14 protein-coding genes are annotated in these 18,959 nt (G+C 68.1%); 8 read left to right on the top strand and 6 right to left on the bottom strand.

Annotated elements, in window-relative coordinates:
- Positions 1-140 precede the first annotated feature (140 nt).
- Entirely contained in the window at positions 141-1,112 is a 972-nt protein-coding gene (locus QFZ83_RS30995) for a tripartite tricarboxylate transporter substrate binding protein (RefSeq protein ID WP_307512189.1), read from the top strand.
- Positions 1,105-2,184 carry an NAD/NADP octopine/nopaline dehydrogenase family protein gene (locus QFZ83_RS30990; protein ID WP_307512187.1) on the top strand — a complete coding sequence of 360 codons (1,080 nt, stop codon included), beginning with the start codon at positions 1,105-1,107 and terminating at the stop codon, positions 2,182-2,184. The genes QFZ83_RS30995 and QFZ83_RS30990 overlap by 8 nt, the downstream gene beginning before the upstream one ends.
- On the opposite strand, the gene QFZ83_RS30985 is transcribed toward QFZ83_RS30990, so the two are convergent.
- The 3 genes from QFZ83_RS30985 to QFZ83_RS30975 are packed head-to-tail and all read right to left on the bottom strand — an operon-like array spanning position 2,179 to position 4,776.
- Positions 2,179-2,772: a peroxidase-related enzyme gene (locus QFZ83_RS30985; protein WP_307512185.1), complete on the bottom strand. Its 594-nt coding sequence runs from the start codon at positions 2,770-2,772 to the stop codon at positions 2,179-2,181. The genes QFZ83_RS30990 and QFZ83_RS30985 overlap by 6 nt on opposite strands.
- Entirely contained in the window at positions 2,769-3,296 is a 528-nt protein-coding gene (locus QFZ83_RS30980; RefSeq protein ID WP_307512182.1) for a CMD domain-containing protein, read from the bottom strand. The genes QFZ83_RS30985 and QFZ83_RS30980 overlap by 4 nt, the downstream gene beginning before the upstream one ends.
- A gap of 25 nt (positions 3,297-3,321) precedes the next feature.
- Positions 3,322-4,776 carry an NAD(P)-binding domain-containing protein gene (locus tag QFZ83_RS30975; protein WP_307512180.1) on the bottom strand — a complete coding sequence of 485 codons (1,455 nt, stop codon included), beginning with the start codon at positions 4,774-4,776 and terminating at the stop codon, positions 3,322-3,324.
- A 131-nt stretch (positions 4,777-4,907) separates the two neighbouring features.
- Here QFZ83_RS30975 and QFZ83_RS30970 point away from each other — a divergent pair, with 131 nt between their 5' ends.
- The 6 genes from QFZ83_RS30970 to QFZ83_RS30945 all read left to right on the top strand — a co-directional run bounded on the left by QFZ83_RS30970 (position 4,908) and on the right by QFZ83_RS30945 (position 16,900).
- Positions 4,908-6,587, top strand: a complete 1,680-nt coding sequence (locus QFZ83_RS30970) for an alpha-amylase family glycosyl hydrolase (protein WP_307512178.1) — start codon at positions 4,908-4,910, stop codon at positions 6,585-6,587.
- A gap of 5 nt (positions 6,588-6,592) precedes the next feature.
- On the top strand, positions 6,593-8,767 hold the full coding sequence (glgB, locus tag QFZ83_RS30965) for a 1,4-alpha-glucan branching protein GlgB (protein ID WP_307512176.1): 2,175 nt from the start codon (positions 6,593-6,595) through the stop codon (positions 8,765-8,767).
- A gap of 607 nt (positions 8,768-9,374) precedes the next feature.
- Positions 9,375-11,465 (top strand): glycogen debranching protein GlgX, encoded by a 2,091-nt coding sequence (glgX, locus tag QFZ83_RS30960; RefSeq protein ID WP_307512174.1) that lies wholly within the window; start codon positions 9,375-9,377, stop codon positions 11,463-11,465.
- Positions 11,466-11,553: 88 nt separating this feature from the next.
- Entirely contained in the window at positions 11,554-12,861 is a 1,308-nt protein-coding gene (glgC, locus tag QFZ83_RS30955) for a glucose-1-phosphate adenylyltransferase (protein ID WP_013538908.1), read from the top strand.
- A 26-nt stretch (positions 12,862-12,887) separates the two neighbouring features.
- Positions 12,888-14,366, top strand: a complete 1,479-nt coding sequence (gene glgA, locus QFZ83_RS30950; protein ID WP_307512173.1) for a glycogen synthase GlgA — start codon at positions 12,888-12,890, stop codon at positions 14,364-14,366.
- Between the two features lie 50 nt (positions 14,367-14,416).
- Positions 14,417-16,900: a glycogen/starch/alpha-glucan phosphorylase gene (locus QFZ83_RS30945; protein ID WP_307512171.1), complete on the top strand. Its 2,484-nt coding sequence runs from the start codon at positions 14,417-14,419 to the stop codon at positions 16,898-16,900.
- A gap of 10 nt (positions 16,901-16,910) precedes the next feature.
- Here QFZ83_RS30945 and QFZ83_RS30940 read toward each other — a convergent pair whose 3' ends face one another.
- Genes QFZ83_RS30940 through dapB form a run of 3 tightly spaced genes read right to left on the bottom strand, consistent with a single transcriptional unit; the run spans position 16,911 to position 18,945 of the window.
- On the bottom strand, positions 16,911-17,381 hold the full coding sequence (locus QFZ83_RS30940; RefSeq protein WP_307512170.1) for a biopolymer transporter ExbD: 471 nt from the start codon (positions 17,379-17,381) through the stop codon (positions 16,911-16,913).
- 14 nt (positions 17,382-17,395) lie between these two features.
- Positions 17,396-18,091, bottom strand: coding sequence for a MotA/TolQ/ExbB proton channel family protein (locus QFZ83_RS30935; RefSeq protein WP_307512169.1), 696 nt, complete (start codon positions 18,089-18,091; stop codon positions 17,396-17,398).
- 11 nt (positions 18,092-18,102) lie between these two features.
- A complete protein-coding gene (dapB, locus tag QFZ83_RS30930) occupies positions 18,103-18,945 on the bottom strand; it encodes a 4-hydroxy-tetrahydrodipicolinate reductase (protein ID WP_373424087.1) in 843 nt (280 codons plus the stop codon).
- Positions 18,946-18,959 lie beyond the last annotated feature (14 nt).

The following is an 18,959-nucleotide window of genomic DNA, read 5'->3' as shown; positions in this document are numbered from 1 at the left end:
GGCAAGAGCCCGGCGCGGGCTGGCCGGGGAAGGCGGATTATCGCGCCCGGGCGATGCCCTCCGCGCGGCAGACCCTAGACTTGGGGCACGCAACCTGCATGTTGCCTGGGTAACGTCTGCTTTCGTACTGCCTGAACGCCATGAAACTGCTCTGGAAACCCCTGGCCCTGGGCCTTGCCGCCTGCCTCGCCGCCCTGCCCTCGTGGGCGCAGCCGGCCAACGACAAGCCCCTGCGCATCGTCGTCCCCTTCGCCCCGGGCGGCGCGCAGGACGTGATTGCCCGCTACCTGGGCGCCAAGCTCACCGACAGGCTCGGCACGCCGGTGATCATCGACAACAAGGCCGGCGCGGGCGGCATCGTCGCCGCCGATGCGGTGGCCAAGGCGACCGACGGGGCCACCGTGCTGCTGGCCACCGGCGGCGCAGTCACCATCGCGCCCCACCTGCAATCCAAGCTGCCCTACGACCCGGTGCACGAACTGGTGCCCGTGGCCCTGGTCGCCGACACGCCGATGACGCTGGCCGTGCGCGCCGAGAGTCCCTACAAGACCATCGCCGACGTGCTGCGCGACGCCAAGGCGCGGCCGGGCCAGGTCACCTACGCCTCGACCGGCAACGGCACGGTGTCGCACCTCACGGGCGCGCTGCTGGCGCAGGCGAGCGGCGTGAACCTGCTGCACGTGCCCTACCGCGGCGCGGCGCCGGCATTGACCGACCTCCTGGGCGGGCAGGTCGCGACGATCGTCACCAGCGTCGCCTCGATCGAGCCCATGGTCGCGACCGGCAAGGCGCGCGTGCTCGGCACCTTTTCGCGTGCGGCGCTGCCCAGCATGGGCACGGCGCCGACCGTGGGCGAGGCCACGGGCCTGCCGGGCATGGAAGTGCCGGTCTGGGTCGGCGTGATGGCGCCCGCGCGCATGCCGGCCGCCGGGAGCGACAAGCTCTCCGCCGCGCTGGTCGAGGTGTGCAACCTGCCCGAGACGAAGCAGCGCTTCGCGCAGCTGGGCGCGGTCAACACCTGCGGCAATGCGGCGGCGCTCGGCAAGGTGGTGACAGAAGACAGCCAGCGCTGGGCCAAAGTGATCAAGCAGGGCGGGATCAAGGTTGACTGAGGTTTCCGCAGGAAAGTACCGCGTCGGCATCGCGGGCACCGGCGCCATCGCGCTGGCCAGCGCCGCATGGCTGCGCCAGGCGGGCCACGGCGTCACGCTCTGGTCGCCGGGCGGCCGGGGCGCCGAGGCGCTGCGCACCCAGCCGCTGGAAGCCGGCGGCGTGCAGCCCTGCACCGTGACGGTCGAAGTCGCCGACGATGCGGCCCAGCTCTGCCACGCCTCGGACGTGCTGCTGCTCGCCCTGCCGGTCAACGGCCACAAGCAGGTGATGGACGCGCTCCTGCCCTCCCTGCGCGACGGCCAGACGGTGATCGTCAGCTCGATGGCCTCGCTGTCGTCGCTCTACTTGCACGAAGCCGCACGGCGCGCCGGCAAGCAGGTGACGGTCGCGAGCTTCGGCACGACCGTGCTGACCGCGCGCCGCGAATCGGGCACGCAGGTCCGGGTGATGACGCGGCGCAAGGCCGTCGGCGTGTCGGCGCTCCCGGGCGCGAACGTCGCCGAGGCCGTCGCCCTCTGCACCGCGCTGTTCGGCGACGGCTTCTTCGCGCAGGACAGCGTGCTCGCCAGCGCGCTCGCCAACGTCAACCCGCAGTCCCACGGCCCGCTCGCGGTCTTCAACTGGACCCGCATCGAGCGCGCCGAGAACTGGCCGCAGTACCACTGCATGACACCCGGCGTGTCGAGCGCGATCGAGGCGCTGGACCTGGAACGGCGCGCCGTGGCGCAGGCCTTCGGCATCGCGCTCGGCCCCATCGAGGAACACTTCGCGCGCTCCTTCGGCACCGCGTCGGCGCGGCTCGAAGACATCGCGGCCGAGCTGCACGCCAAGCGCGGCGGCCCGCCCGGGCCGGTGCGCACCGACACCCGCTACGTGACCGAGGACATGCCCTACGGTCTGGCCTTCGTCGAGGCGCTGGGGCAAATCGCCGGGGTGCCAACCCCCGCGACCCGCACCATCGTGGATGCCGCCTCGCTGGTCAACGGCATCGATTTCCGCGCGCAAAACGACTTGCTGGCGCCGCTGGGCCTCGGCAACGAAACCGTCGCGGGCCTGCTCGCGCGCTTATGACCCGTCGGCGGGAAAGACCGGCTCACCCAAGTTGAGCATCAGCCGGTTGGCCCAGGCGAACAGGGCCACCGAATGAATGAGGTCGAGGATTTCCAGTTCCTGGAGCCCGACCTCCTTCAGCGCCCGGATGTCTTCGGCCGACACCTTGTCCGGCTCCGCGCCGAGCTTGATCGAGAACGCGACGATGGCCTTTTCGCGCGGCGAGGTTCCCGCCGAAGCCGGCTCCTCGAACACCTGCTCGATCACATCGCTCCGCTTGGCCAACTGCTCGAAGCGCTGCGCATGCACCGACGCGCAGTACACGCAGCCGTTGACGCGCGACTCCACCGTGGCACCCAGCTCGCGCTCGGCGCGCGGCATGCCGCCTGGCGCGAACATGATCGCGTTGAAGGCGATGGAGCGCTGCAGCAATATTTCGGGCTGGTGCGCGAGCACCAGGAAATACGGCGAGCTGCGCGCCTGCGGGCTCATCTCGTCCAGCGCGGCCAGTTGGGCCGGCGCGGCGGTGTCGACGTTCACCATGTCGAGCCACGGCTTCCACTTGAGCACCTCGTTGGTGAAGCCCTTGATGCGGATCGGGAGCGTCATGCCGAAGCCTCCGCGGCGGCCAGCGCCTTGAGGCCGGCGACGAGGCGGACCTGGTAGGAAAGAAAGGCGATCAGCTGGCTCAGCGCCACGAGCGCGGGCGTCGACAGCCCGTGCGCCGCCAGCGCCTCGATGGCGGCGCGGTTGCCTTCGATCGGGCGCGCGGTGAGCTTGCCCGCGAAGTCCAGCATTGCGCGCAGCCGCGCATCGGCAAGCGAGGCAATGTCGCCGCGCTCCACCGCATCGGCCACGGCGGCATCGGCGTTCTCGGCCGCCAGTTCCTCGCGGTAGTGCGCGGCAAGGTTCGGCGCGTTCGAGACGCGGCACGCATGCAGCGCGACCAGCAGGCGCTCGGTGCGGGTCAGGCCCTCGACAGCGTGCGAGAACATCGCGTCGTGGCTGCTCTGGGTGGCGGCCACGACCTTGTCGCGCTGCCGCCGCAGCGTCCACGTCGGCTGACCTGGCGCGAGGGAGACGGCGTCATCGACCACGTCGATGGCCGGCAGCGCCACGGAAAGATTCGTCATGCAGGGAGTCCTTGAAACAGAAGGTTCAGGTGCGCTCGCCAGGCGGCGGTGCGGGCGTCCATTCGTCGCCGAACAGCTCGGGCTCGCTGTAGGCCTCGAGGTTGGCGAAGTGGTGGTCGAAATCCTCGCGATAGAACAGGCTCGCGATGCCGCTCGCGAGCCGCTTGGCGCCATCGCTGATCGCGGGAATGTCGCCCGACACCGTGCCGTGCGAGAGCGCCGCCGGGTAGCAAAAGCAATGGATGCGTTCGAGCCCCGGGCACTCGCCCGGCACGCGCTCCTTGAACTCGAAGACGGGGCCGAGGTCCGGCGAATCGGCCAGCTCCTGGTCCTCGTCGCCGGGCGCGGGCACGAAGCGGTCCTTCCACGTCCGGATCTGGGAGGCGATGGCGTCGAACTCGGGGCGATTCGGCCAATCGACCTTGAACCCAGTCGAGACGATGAGGAAATCGAATTCGAAATCGCCCTTGGGCGTCGAGACGCGCATCGAATCGCCCTCAGGCGCAACCGAAAGGATCGGACAGCCGAAATTGAAGAACGCATTCGGAAATGCCGACACCCGCAGCGTGCTGCCATGCGGCGGCGGCACGTTCGCGACGTTGATGTAGTGGCGGATGCGCCATTTGCGCTCGTCCGACAGGTCGAAGTGCCCCTGCGTGAGCCCCGGCACGCCCGCGCCCTTGCCCTTGTTGACGCGCGGCAGGTCGGGGCGGCGGATCAAGAGCTCGACGCTGCGCGCGCCTGCTTCCAGCGCGGTGGCGGCGCTGTCCATCGCCGAAGAGCCCGCGCCGACCACGCCGACGCGCAGGCCCGCGAGTTGGCCGTAGTCCATGTCGTCGGACGAATGCGCCCACCGCGAACGCGGCAGCGCACTGACGAACGTCGGCACCGCCGGGCCGCCAAGGCCGTCGCGGCCGGTGGCCAGCACGACGCGGCGCGCCAGCACGCTCTGAGCACCGGCCGGCGTGCGCAGATCGAGCCGCACCGCCGTGCCATCGGGCAGCGGGTGGATGCCGGTGACCGCTGTGTCGTTGCGCACGTCCACGTTCATCACGCGGCGGTACCAGGCGAGATAGTCCATCCACTGCAGGCGCGGGATCTTGTCCATCGCCGTCCAGGCTTCGCGCCCGAACTGCGCCTCGAACCATGCGCGGAAGGTGAGCGACGGCAGGCCGAGTGCGGGGCCGGTGAGTTCCTTGGGCGAGCGCAGCGTTTCCATGCGCGCGGTGGTGGCCCACGGGCCTTCCTTGCCGGCGGGCGACCTGTCGAAGATCACGGCGCGGATGCCCTGCTGCGCCAGCGCCACCGAGGCCGCGAGGCCGGCCTGCCCGCCGCCGATGACCGCCACGTCGAGCATCGCCTCGCCGTCCTTCTGCCGCACGGGCATCCACTGGCGGCCGGGAAAGCCGAGATAGTCCAGGTCCTGGGCGAGCCGCGCCTCGAGCGCGGCGAGGGATGAAACGGAATCTGAGGTCGTCATTTGGGAGAGCCGGAAACAGCGCCCAGTGTAGAAAGCTTCGCGGCCCGGCGAATCGCGACCGGCGGCCCGCAAGTGCGTATGACTGGCCCGGATTTCGCATGCCACAATGAATTCCGACCACAGGGGCAGGCATGGGCAGCAGCATCAATAGCAGCAACAGCGAATGGTGGCGCGGCGCGGTGATCTACCAGATCTACCCGCGCAGCTTCATGGACAGCGATGGCGACGGCATCGGCGACCTGCCCGGCATCACGGCCCGGCTCGACCATGTGGCCAGCCTAGGGGTCGATGCGATCTGGGTCTCGCCCTTCTTCCGCTCGCCGATGAAGGATTTCGGCTACGACGTGTCCGACTACCGCGCGGTCGATCCGCTCTTCGGCACGCTCGCCGACTTCGACGCGATGCTCGCGCGCATGCATGCGCTGGGGCTCAAGCTCATCATCGACCAGGTGCTCTCGCACACTTCCGACCAGCACGCCTGGTTCGCCGAGAGCCGCTCGAGCCGCGACAACCCGAAGGCCGACTGGTACGTCTGGGCCGACCCCAAGCCCGACGGCACGCCGCCCACCAACTGGCTCTCGGTCTTCGGCGGCTCCGCATGGCAGTGGGATTCGCGCCGCAGGCAGTACTACCTGCACAGCTTTCTCACCGAGCAGCCCGACCTCAACTTCCATTGCACCGAAGTGCAGGACGCGCTGCTCGGCGAGGTGCGCTTCTGGTGCGAGCGCGGCGTCGACGGCTTCCGCTTCGACGCCTGCAACCACCAGTTCCACGATGCACTGCTGCGCGACAACCCACCCGCCTCGCTCGCGTCGATCGACGAGGTGAGCACCGTGCGCGCCGACAACCCGTATGCGATGCAGCAGCACCTGTACGACAAGAGCCAGCAGGAAAACCTGGTGTTCCTCGAGCGCCTGCGCCAACTGCTCGACGGCTACGGCGCGGTCGCGCTGGGCGAGGTCGGCGACGAGAACGCGCCGCCCGTCATGGCGCAGTACACCGAGCTCGGCAAGCGCCTGCACCTGGCTTACAGCTTCAGCCTGCTGACGGCGGACCACCGCGCCAAGCACCTGCGCCACCAGGTCGAGACGCTCGACCTCGCGCTGGCGCCAACGGGAGGCTGGGGATGCTGGGCGGTGTCGAACCACGACGTGCCGCGCGTGGCAACCCGCTGGAGCGACGGCAAGGCGCCCGACACCCGCCGCGACCGCCTCTGGCTCGCCTTGCTGCTCACCTTGCGCGGCAGCGCCAGCATCTACCAGGGGGAAGAGCTCGGCCTGCCCGAAGCCGAGGTGCCCTTCGAACTGCTGCAAGACCCCTACGGCCGCACCTTCTGGCCCGAGTTCAAGGGCCGCGACGGCTGCCGCACGCCGATGCCGTGGCAGGCCGACGCGCTGCACGGCGGCTTCACCACCGGCACGCCGTGGCTGCCGGTGTACGGCCCGCACCTGCCGCTGGCCATCGACAACCAGGCCGACGACCCGGGCTCGATGCTGGCCTTCAGCAGTGCCCTCTTGCACTGGCGCCGCACGCAGCCGCTGCTGCGCACCGGCGGCATCGTGTTCTTCGATGCGCCCGAGCCCGTGCTGTGGTTCGAGCGGCGCGACGGGAACCGATCGCTGCAGGCGATCTTCAATATGGGGAGTGAGCCTGTGACGATTGCGCTGCGCGAGGCGTTGGTGCCGCCGCAAGGCCATCCGCTCGCCGCGACCGCCAGCGTGCAGGGCACTAGCGAAAAGCGCATGCTGGCGCTGGCGCCCTACGGCGTCTTTTTCGGAACACCCGCCAACGAAGAAGAAGGACACAGCTGAACGCCATGCCACCGAAGTCCCTGCCCGCCTCCGAAATCCGCGCACTGATGCGCGCCGAACACGGCGATCCCTTTGCCGTGCTCGGGCCGCACGAAACGCGCGAGGGGCTGGAAGTGCGCGCGCTGATGCCCGGCGCCCACAGCGTCGCGGTGATGCACTCGCGCACCGGCTGGCCGCTGGCGATGCTCACGCGGCACGAGGGCTCCGACCTGTTCAGCGGGCTGGTGCCGGCCGCGGAGGCGCGCCTGGGCTATTCGTTCCAGGTGGATTGGGACTCGCACACCTCGCGGCTCGAAGACCCGTACCGTTTTCCGTTCGTGCTCGGCGAAACCGACGTGTGGCTGCTGGCCGAGGGCACGCACCTGCGGCCCTGGGAGCGACTGGGCGCGCACCTGCGCGAGATTGATGGCGTCAAGGGCGTGGCCTTCGCGGTCTGGGCGCCGAACGCGCGCCGGGTCTCGGTGGTCGGCGACTTCAACAACTGGGACGGCCGACGCCACATGATGCGGCTGCGCCGCGAATGCGGCGTGTGGGAGATCTTCGCGCCGCACGTGGCGACCGGCGACAGCTACGAATTCGAAATTCTTTCGGCCAAGGGCGAGGTGCTGCGCAAGGCCGACCCGTTCGCGTTCTCCTCGCGCCTGCGGCCCGAGACCGCCTGCGTTGTGGCGCCGTTGCCGGCCGCGGTGAAGATGCCCGAAGGCCGCGCCGAGGCCAACGAGCGCCATGCGCCGGTCAGCATCTATGAAGTGCACCTGGGCTCGTGGCGCCGCAAGAACAACGGCCACGAATGGCTCGACTACCGCGAGCTGGCCGACACGCTCGTGCCCTACGCGCGCGACATGGGCTTCACGCACATCGAGCTGCTGCCGATCAGCGAGCACCCCTTCGACGGCTCGTGGGGCTACCAGCCGATCGGGCTGTATGCGCCGACTTCGCGCTTCGGCACACCTTTCGACTTCCGCCATTTCGTGGAGGCCGCGCATGCGGCCGGGCTGGGCGTGATCCTGGACTGGGTGCCAGCGCACTTTCCGACCGATGCGCATGGCCTCGGCAACTTCGACGGCACGGCGCTTTACGAGTACGCCGATCCGCGCGAAGGCTTTCACAACGACTGGCAGACGCTGATCTTCAACTTCGCGCGCACGGAGGTGCGCAACTACCTGGTCGGCAATGCGCTGTACTGGCTGGAGCGCTATGGCGTCGACGGCTTGCGGGTCGATGCGGTGGCGTCGATGCTGTACCGCGACTACAGCCGCAAGGCCGGCGAGTGGGTGCCGAATGCGCAAGGTGGCCGCGAGAATCTGGAAGCCATCGATTTCCTTCGCCGCATGAACCGCGTGGTGGGCATCGAGCGGCCCGGCGCGGTGACGCTGGCCGAGGAATCGACGAGCTTTCCGGGCGTGACGCGGCCGCCGGAAAACGGCGGGCTGGGCTTTCACTACAAATGGAACATGGGGTGGATGAACGACACGCTCGCTTATGCGGGCACCGACCCGGTCTATCGCAAGCACCATCACCAGCAGATCACCTTTGGGCTGATGTACGCGCACACCGAGAACTTCGTGCTGCCGCTCTCGCACGACGAGGTGGTGCATGGCAAGGGGTCGATGATCGGGCGGATGCCCGGCGACGAGTGGCAGAAGTTTGCAGGGCTGCGCAACCTGTATGGATACCTCTGGGGGTATCCGGGGAAAAAGCTGTTGTTCATGGGCGGCGAATTCGCGCAGGTCGCCGAGTGGAATGCGGATCGCAGCCTGGATTGGCATCTGCTGGAGCATGCGTCGCATCAAGGGGTGCGGCGGTTGGTGCGCGATCTGAACAACGTGTATCGGCACTTTCCGGCGTTGCATGAGCTGGACAACGACTCGGCCGGGTTCGAGTGGATCGTGCATGACGATGCGGATCAGTCGGTGTTTGCGTTTGTTCGTCGTGCGCGGGACGGGGCGTTTGTTGTTGTCGTGTGCAACTTCACGCCGTTGCCTCGGCATGCGTATCGGCTGGGGGTTCCTGTTGCGGGGGCTTATCGGGAGATCATCAATACGGATGGGGCGGTGTATGGGGGGAGTGGTGTGGGGAACGGGATCGTTGAAAGCTCGCCTGTGCCTTGGCATGGGAAGGCAGATTCGGTTTCGGTCAGTGTTCCGCCTCTCGCGACTGTGATGTGGGTGTTGGTTTGATGGGTCTTGAATCGTCTTTTTTCCCGAGGCCGGGTCTCGCCCCGGCGGGCGACTTACTTTCTTTTGCTTCGCCAAAAGAACGTAAGCAAAGAAAAGGCGACCCTGCTGTCTGCGTCCCTACGCTTCGCTTCGGGCAACCTGCGGTGCTCACGTTTCGCGGGGTCTCGCCCAAACTCGCTTCGCTCAAACAAGGGCGAGCCCTGATCCGCGAAACGCTCCGCTCCTCGGCGCATACAGAAGGGCTTTCGGACGTGCCATCGCTGCGCTCGGCAGGGCAATACCAACAGCCAATGCAAGGCAGACACGCAAAGCGTGTCTGCCCCTCGGGCCGAGCAAAGCGATGGCCCGTGTTGTCTCCAATCCCCTCTGGCTGCGCCGAGGAGCGCAGCGGTTCGCGGATCAGGGCTCGCAGCTGTTTGAGCGAAGCGAGTTCTGCGAGACCCCGCGAACCGCGAGCACCGCAGGTTGCCCGCAGCGAAGCGGAGGGTCGCAGACAGTGGGGTCGCCTTTCTTTTGCCTACCTTTCTTTGGCGAAGCAAAGAAAAGTAGGTCGCCTGCCGGGGCGAGACCCGGCCTCGGAAAAAAAACAAACCCAAGGGCAACAAGAATGCTGAGCCCAGGCACTCCATTCCCCTTGGGCGCAACGCCATCAAAAGAAGGCGTCAATTTCGCATTAGCAGCCCCCACCGCAGAGTCCGTAGAACTGTGTCTTTTCGACAGCACGGGGCAGAACGAACAGCAACGCCTCCAGCTGCCTGCATGCACCGATGGCATCTGGCACGGCCTGCTGCCGAGCGGGCACGAAGGCCTCGTCTACGGCTACCGCGTCCACGGCCCTTGGGCGCCGCATGAAGGCCAACGCTTCAACCCCGCCAAGCTGCTGCTCGATCCGTATGCGCGAGAGATCGTCGGCCGCTACAACGGCAGCGGCCTCTTCCTCGGCCACGACCCGGCAAATCCCGATCAACGCGACACCCGCGACAACGGAACAGTCGCCCTCAAGGGACGCGTGACGACGGCGAGCAGAAGCGACGCAACGCCTCCAGGCCACGCACGCATCGCGGCAACAGATCGCGTCCTCTACGAACTGCACGTCTGCGGCCAGACCCGCCTGCACCCCGGCGTGCCCGCCCCCTTGCGCGGCACCTACGCCGGCCTCGCCGAGCCCGCAGTGCTCGACCACCTGCAGCGCCTGGGCGTCACCACGCTCAGCCTCATGCCCGTGCAGCATCGCGCCGACGAACAGCGCCTGCTCGCCATGAACCTCTCCAACTACTGGGGCTACAACACCATCGGCTGGTTCGCGCCCGAGGCGCGCTACTGGAGCGGCCGCCCCGACACCACACCCGCGAGCGAGTTCCGCGCGATGGCCGAGGCGGTGCATGCGCGCGGCATGGAACTGGTGATCGACGTGGTCTACAACCACAGCGCCGAGAGCGACGAGGTCGGCCCGACGCTCTCGATGCGCGGCATCGACAACGCCTTGTACTACCACCTGCGCGAGGACGACCGCGCGCTCTACGAAAACTGGACGGGCACCGGCAACTGCCTGAACCTCCGCGAGCCCCGCGTGCTGCAACTCGTGATGGACAGCCTGCGCTTCTGGGCGTGCGAGATGGGCGTCGACGGCTTCCGCTTCGACCTCGCACCGGTGCTGGGACGCGATGCGAAGACGGGGTTCGATGCGCGCGCGCCCTTCTTCGCGGCCATCGCGCAAGACCCGGTGCTCTCGCGCACGCTGCTGATCGCGGAGCCGTGGGACATCGGCCCCGGCGGCTACCGGCTCGGCGAGTTCCCATCAGGCTGGCTCGAATGGAACGACCGCTACCGCGACACACAGCGCGGCTTCTGGCTGCGGCGAGGGCGCGACGACGCAAGTGGTCTCGGCGATTTCGCACACCGCTTCACCGCCTCGAGCACCCAGTTCGCCCACCACGGCCGCGCGCCGACGGCGAGCGTCAACTTCATCACCGCGCACGACGGCTTCACGCTGCGCGACCTCGTGAGCTACGAAGAGCGCCACAACCTCGCGAACGGCGAGAACAACCGCGACGGCCACGGCCACAACCTGAGCAACAACTGCGGGGTCGAAGGCCCGAGCGACGACGCGGGCGTGCTGGCCAAACGCAGCCGCCTGCAGCGCGCGCTGCTCGCGGTGCTGCTGCTCTCCCAAGGCACGCCGATGCTGCTGGCCGGCGACGAACTCGGCCACAGCCAGCAGGGCAACAACAACGCCTACTGCCAGGACAACGAGACCACCTGGCTCGCATGGATCGGCGCGTCCGATCCCGCCAGCGACATGGCGCGCACGAGCGATTTCGTCGCGCGCCTTTCGGCCCTGCGCCGCGAAGCACCGGTGCTGCGCAGCACGCGCTGGTGGCCGGCCGATCCGCCCGAGGGCGCACCGGCCATCCGCTGGCTGCGCCCCGACGGCCAGCCGATGGCGCCCCACGACTGGCATGCGGGCACGGCGCTTGCGATCCTTTTCGACAACAACGAAAGCGCGGAGAGCAAGGACGCGGGCACATGGCTGGTGCTGGTCAATGCGGGGGCGGAGACAGTGAATTTCACGCTGCCCCCGGGCAACTGGCGCCACCGTCTCTCGACCGATCCGGGGCATGACCACGACGCCTCGCCCCAGGCACTCGGCGATGCGGTGGAGGTGTCTTGCTCGAGCATCCGGATTGCAAGAACGTAGAAGCCATGCGCGCGGCGCGGTGCTAGCCTCGCGATAGAAACTCTGATGACCGAATTCCAACGAACGAACGAACGAACGGAGACACAGGATGGACAACAAGCTCGGCACCCCCCCCTCGCAGGAACCCCTGCAGGCCCATCAACTGGTTCGCCGCACCATCGCCCTGGTGCTGGCCGGCGGCCGCGGCTCGCGCCTCAAGCAGCTCACCGACCGGCGCGCCAAGCCGGCCGTGTACTTCGGCGGCAAGTTCCGCATCATTGATTTCGCCTTGTCGAACTGCCTCAATTCCGGCATCCGGCGCATGGCGGTGGTCACGCAGTACAAGTCGCACTCGCTCATGCGCCACCTGCAGCGCGGCTGGAGCTTCCTCAGGGCCGAGCTCAACGAGATGGTCGACGTGCTGCCCGCCCAGCAGCGCGTGGGCGACGAGCACTGGTATCGCGGCACGGCCGACGCGGTGTTCCAGAACCTGGACATCATCCAGACCCGCTCGACCAAGCACGACTACGTGGTGGTGCTGGCCGGCGACCACATCTACAAGATGGACTACTCGATCATGGTGAAGGACCATGCCGAGCGCGGCCTGGGCTGCACCGTGGGCTGCATCGAGGTGCCGCGCATGGAGGCCACGGCGTTCGGCGTGATGGCCATCGACGACGGCCGCCAGATCACTGCCTTTCTCGAGAAGCCGGCTGACCCGCCCGCCATGCCCGGCCACCCCGACGTGGCGCTGGCCAGCATGGGCATCTACGTGTTCGACTCCAACTACCTCTACCAACTGCTCGAGGAAGACGCCGCCAACCCCGATTCGAGCCACGACTTCGGCAAGGACATCATCCCGCGCGCCGTGGCGCAGGGCCGCGCGCTGGCGCATCCCTTCGGCATGTCGTGCGTCACGCGGGCCTCGCGCGGACCCGACGCCAAGGCCTACTGGCGCGACGTGGGCACGATTGATGCATTCTGGGCAGCCAACCTCGACCTGGCCTCGATCACCCCCGAACTCGACATCTATGACACCGACTGGCCCATCTGGACCTACCAGCGGCAACTGCCCCCTGCCAAGTTCGTGCTCGACCGCGACGGCAAGCACGGCATGACGGTCAACACCATCGTCTCGGGCGGCTGCATCGTCTCGGGCTCCAAGGTGAGCAGCTCGGTGCTGTTCTCGGGCGTGCGCATCCATTCGTTCTGCGAGATCAACGAGGCGGTGCTGCTGCCCGATGTCGAGGTGGGCCGCGGCGCCCGGCTCAGCAAGGTGGTGATCGACCGCGGCTGCGTGATTCCCGACGACATGGTGATCGGCGAGGATGCCGCCGCCGATGCGGCCCGCTTCGAGCGCACCGAGACCGGCGTGGTGCTGGTCACCCGCGAAATGCTGAAACGATTGACCGCCTGACGCCGCCGCCGTCACCGCCACGAACGATGCGAATCCTCCAGGTCAGCGCCGAACTCTTTCCCCTGCTCAAGACCGGCGGCCTGGCGGATGTCGCCGGCGCCCTGCCCCTCGCGCTCATGGCCGCGGGGCAGGACGCGCGCGTGCTGCTGCCGGGTTTTCCGGCCATCGTGGCCGGCGTGCGCGACCTGGCGCCGGTGGCCGAGCTCACCGCGCCCTGGGGCAGCGAGCGCTTCGCGCTGCGCGCGGGGCACATCGCCATCGACGGTGCGCCGCCGATACCCGCCTACGTGATCGATGCGCCGGCGCTGTACGACCGGCCTGGCAATCCCTACGAAGACGCCACGCGCCAGCCCTACGGCGACAACCACCGGCGCTTCGCGCTGCTCGGCTGGGCGGCGGCGCAACTCGCGCAAGGACTGGACCCGGCGTGGCAGCCCGAGGTCGTGCACGCGCACGACTGGCACGCGGGCCTGGCGCCGGCCTACCTGCACTTCGCGCGCGAAGCCGGCTCGACGCGCGCCGGCAGCGTGTTCACCGTGCACAACCTCGCCTACCAGGGCATTTCCGCGCCCTGGAACTTCGCCGACCTCGGCTTGCCCGCGCCTGCCTTCCACATGAACGGGCTCGAATACCACGGACAGGTCTCCTTCATGAAGGCCGGCCTGCACTTCGCCGACCGCATCACCACCGTGAGCCCGACCTACGCGCGCGAGATCCAGACGCCCGAGCAGGGCTGCGGCCTCGACGGCCTGCTGCGCCAGCGCAGCGGCGCGCTCACCGGCATCCTCAACGCGGTGGACGACAAGGTCTGGAACCCCGCCGCCGATACCGCGCTGGTGCAGGGCTATCACACGCCCGAAGGCCGCCACATGGCGGGCAAGGCGCGCTGCAAGGCGGTGCTGCAGCATCAGCTCGGCCTGGCCGAGCGGCCAGACGCGCCGCTCTTCATCCTGGTGAGCCGGCTCACCGAACAGAAGGGCCTGCACCTCGTGCTCGGCGGCATCGATGCATTGCTCGCGCAGGGCGGCCAGCTCGCGCTGCTGGGCAGCGGCGAAGCATGGCTCGAAGAGGCTTTTCGCCAGCGCGCGGCGGCGGCGCCGCAATCGGTCAGCGTCACCATCGGCTACAACGAAACGCTCGCGCACCAGCTCTTCGGCGGCGGCGACGTGACGCTGGTGCCTTCGCTTTTCGAGCCCTGCGGCCTCACGCAGATGTACGGCCTGAAATACGGCAGCCTGCCGCTGGTGCGCCGCGTCGGCGGCCTCGCCGACACGGTGGTCGACAGCACGCTGGAAGACATGGCGAGCGGCGAGGCCACCGGCTTCGTGTTCGACCGCTTCGACGCAGCCGACTACGAACGCGCGCTGCGCCGCGCCTTCGCCCTCTACGAGCGCGCGCCCGACTGGCGCCGCGTGCGCGGCAACGCCATGCGGCGCCCGGCGGACTGGGCCACGGCCGCCGCGCAATACATCGACGTCTACCGGCAGGCGCTGGCGCCCACCTGATCCAGCGCACGGCAGACACAACACCACTCACTACGAGAACGCCACCCACCATGACGATCAAAGACTTCGCCTACGACCATCCCGACCGCGACGTCGCGGCCTTCAAGCGCGCCGTGGCCAACAAGCTGATCTACGCGGTCGGCAAAGACCCGGTCGCCGCCAGCCAGGACGACTGGCTCAACGCCACCTCGCAAGCCGTACGCGACCAGCTGGTCGAGCGCTGGATGATGACCACGCGCGCCAACTACGCGCAGGACCTGAAGCGCGTTTATTACCTCTCGATGGAGTTCCTCATCGGGCGCACCTTCACGAACGCGCTGCTCGCGGTCGACCTCTACGACACGGTGCGCGAAGCCCTGGCCGACTTCGGCGTCGACATGTCGGCGCTGGCCGAGCGCGAGCCCGATGCGGCGCTCGGCAACGGCGGCCTCGGGCGGCTCGCGGCCTGTTTCCTCGATTCGATGGCCACGCTCGGCGTGCCCGGCATGGGCTATGGCATCCGCTACGAATACGGCATGTTCCGCCAGCGCATCGTCGACGGCCAGCAGGTGGAAACGCCCGACTACTGGCTCACGCGCGGCAACCCCTGGGAGTTCCAGCGGCCCGAGGTGAACTACCGCGTGCGCTTCGGCGGCCATGTGCAAAAGCGCGAAGGCACCAACGCACCCTACGGCGCGGCCGACTGGGTCGACACGCACGACGTGCTGGCCGTGGCCTACGACACCATCATCCCGGGCTACGGCACGCAGGCCACCAACACGCTCAGGCTGTGGTCAGCGCGCGCCACCGAGGAGATCGACCTCTCGGCCTTCAACCGCGGCAACTACATGGGCGCGGTGGAAAGCAAGAACCAGTCGGAGAACGTCTCGCGCGTGCTCTACCCCGACGACTCCACGCCCTCGGGGCGCGAGCTGCGGCTGCACCAGGAGTATTTTTTCTGCAGCGCGAGCGTGCAGGACCTGCTGCGGCGGTATCTGCGCAGCCACAAGACCTTCGACCAGCTCTCCGAGAAGGTCAGCATCCACCTGAACGACACGCACCCGGTGCTCGCGGTGCCCGAGCTCATGCGCCTTTTGCTCGACGAACACGGCCTCGCCTGGGACGAGGCCTGGGCGCACACGCAGAAGGTGTTCAGCTACACCAACCACACGCTGATGCACGAGGCACTGGAGACCTGGCCGGTGGAAATGCTGGGCCGCATATTGCCGCGGCACCTGCAGATCATCTACGACATGAACGCGAAGTTCCTCGCCACCGTGACGCAGAAGGTCGGCAACGACGTGGAGCTGATGCGCCGGCTTTCGCTGGTGGATGAAGCGGGCGAGCGGCGCGTGCGCATGGCGTATGTGGCGGTGCTCGCGAGCCACTCGATCAACGGCGTGTCGGGGCTGCATTCGGAGCTGATGAAGCAGTCGATTTTTGCGGACTTCGACAAGATCTTTCCCGAGCGCTTCAACAACAAGACCAACGGCGTCACGCCGCGCCGCTGGCTGGCGCAGGCCAACCCGCCGCTGGCCGGGCTGCTCGACCAGCGCATCGGCAAGGGCTGGCGGCGCGACCTGTCGCAACTCGAGGCGCTCAAGCCCATGGCCGCGCAACCCGCGTTCGTGCGCGCGTTCCGCCACGCCAAGCGCGAGAACAAGCTGCGGCTGGCCAACTGGGTCGGAGAGCACCTGAAGATCGACCTGGACACCGACGCGATGTTCGACGTGCAGGTCAAGCGCATCCACGAATACAAGCGGCAGCTGCTCAACGTGCTGCATGTGGTGACGCGCTATCACCGCATCCTCGACGCGCAAGCGGCCGGCACGCCCCTCGACATCGTGCCGCGCGTGGTGGTGTTCGCAGGCAAGGCGGCTTCGGCGTATGCGATGGCCAAGCTGGTGATCCGTCTCATCAACGACGTGGCGAGCACCATCAACGCCGATGCGCGCGTGGGCAAGCTGCTGAAGGTGGTGTTCCTGCCGAACTACAGCGTGAGCCTGGCGGAAATCATCATGCCGGCGGCCGACCTGTCGGAGCAGATTTCCACCGCGGGCACCGAGGCCTCGGGCACCGGCAACATGAAGTTCGCGCTGAACGGCGCGCTCACCATCGGCACGCTCGACGGCGCCAACGTGGAGATGCGCGAGAACGTGGGGCCGGAGAACATCTTCATCTTCGGCAACACGACGCCGGAGGTGGCGGACATCCGGGCACGCGGGTACCAGCCGCGCGAGATCTACGAGGAGAACTCGGAGTTGAAGCGCGTGCTGGATGCGATCCGCGACGGCGCGTTCTCGCCGGGCGAGCCGTCACGCTACCAGGGCATCTACGACGCGCTGGTGAACTGGGGCGACCACTACCTGCTGCTGGCCGACTACGCGGGCTATGTCGCCAGGCAGGCCGAGGTCGATGCGCTCTACCGCGATTCGGACGCGTGGACGCGGATGGCGATTCTCAATGTGGCGGGGATGGGGGCGTTCTCTTCGGACCGCACGATTGCGCAGTACGCGCATGAGATCTGGAACACGAAGCCGGTGGTGCTCGGCTGAGACGGACAGCTCAGCGCGGCTTTTCGGGGGCCGCTTCGGCCTCGGTCACGAACCCGATGCGGCTCAACCCCGCCTTGTTCGCAATACCCATGAGCGCCACCACCTTGCCGTAGGGCACGGTCTGATCGGCGCGCAATTGCACTTCGGTGTCCTTGCTGTCCGCCGCGGACTTCTCGAGCTGGGCTGCCAGCTCTTCGTCGGTCACGGGCTTGTCGTTCAGGAACACCTTGCCCGATGCATCGACCGCGAGGCTCACGAACTTGGGCGTGTCGTTGGGCTGGCCGGCATCGGTCTGCGGCAGGTCGAGCTTGATCGAACTGGCCATCAGCGGCGCCGTGATGATGAAGATCACCAGCAGCACCAGCATCACGTCGACCAGCGGCGTGACGTTGATGTCCGAGAGCGGCCGTTGCCCGCAGGCGCCCGTCGCACGCCCGCCGCCTGCGGCGCTGCTGCCGAGCGAGGTGCGTCCGAAGGCCATGGTTCTCGAAGCTCCTAGACCGGCATCGGCCGCGCGGGCGGCGGTGCAATGGGCGCGGGCGCCGCGCCGAAGCTGCCGAGCAGGTCGTGCGCGAAGCCTTCGAGCTCGGCTTCGATGCGGCCGATGACGCGTCCGAAGACGTTGTAGGCCAGCACGGCCGGAATGGCGACCGCCAGACCGAAGGCGGTCATGACGAGCGCTTCGCCGACGGGGCCGGCCACCTTGTCGATGGTGAAGCCGCCGGTCTGGCCCGCGATGCCCGTCAGCGCGCCGTAGATGCCCCAGACCGTGCCGAGCAACCCTACGAAGGGCGCCGTGGCGCCGACAGTGGCAAGAAGAATCTGCCCGGCCTGCAGGCGCCGCAATGCGCCGTGCAAGGCATCGCGCAGCACGCGCGTGAGGCGCTGGTTGCGATCGGCCGTGGCGCCCAGCGTTCCATTGACATTGACGGCCGCCGCATTCTTGATGGCAACGACCGCGGGCAGCACCAGCGCTGCGCGGTCGAAAGCCTGGAGCTTCTGCTCGGCATCGGCCAGCGTGGCCGACTGCCAGAACGCCGCAATGCTGCGCAGCACATCGCGCGTGCCGCCGCGCAGCAGCCACGTCTTCCAGAGAATCACGACCCAGCTCGCGATCGACATCGCCAGCAAGAGCGCCGCCACCGAGCGGCTGACGCCGTCGCCATGGGTCAGCAGTTCGAGGACGCTCATCGGAGTTGGCCTTAACGCAGACCGAGCACGTCGTACATGTCGAACAGGCCGGCCTTCTGCTCGGCCAGGAAGCGCACCGCGCGCAGGGCGCCCTGCGCGTAGGTCACGCGGCTCGACGACTTGTGGGTGATCTCGATGCGCTCGCCGATGCCCGCGAACAGCACGGTGTGGTCGCCGACGATGTCGCCGCCGCGGATGGCCGAGAAGCCGATGGTCGACGGATCGCGCTCGCCCGTGATGCCTTCGCGGGCGTAGACGGCGCAGTCCTTGAGATCACGGCCCAGCGCGTCGGCAATGACTTCGCCCATCTTGAGCGCGGTGCCCGAGGGCGCGTCGACCTTGTGGCGGTGGTGGGCCTCGATGATCTCGATGTCGTAACCGGTCGACATCGCCTTGGCCGCCATCTCGAGCAGCTTGAAGGTGACGTTGACGCCCACGCTCATGTTGGGGGCCAGCATGATGGCCACGTCTTTCGCGATCTCGGCGATCTCGGCCTTCTGCGCGTCGCTGAAGCCGGTGGTGCCGATCACGGCCTGCACGCCGAGCTCGCGGCAGACCGCGAGGTGCGCGAGCGTGCCTTCGGGGCGGGTGAAGTCGATGAGCACCTGCGCATCTTTCAGGCCCGTGCGCAGGTCCGCCACGATGGGCACGCCGCTCGTGAAGCCGAGGAAAGCGGCGGCGTCGGTGCCGATGGCTTCGCTGCCGGCGATGTCGAGGGCGCCGGCCAAGCGGCAGTCAGGCGCATTGCGCACGGCCTCGATCAGCATGTGGCCCATGCGGCCCGAAGCGCCGGCGATGGCGATGCGGCGCGGCGCGGAAGTGGCGGAGGGGGAGGAAGAGGTAGGTTGAGTCACGCGGATTCAGTCAT

It is taken from the genome of Variovorax sp. W1I1, assembly GCF_030815625.1.
Taxonomy (GTDB): Bacteria; Pseudomonadota; Gammaproteobacteria; order Burkholderiales; family Burkholderiaceae_C; genus Variovorax; species Variovorax paradoxus_C.
Note: the sequence above shows the minus strand (reverse complement) of the source record. Positions and strands in the feature narration are given on the sequence as shown.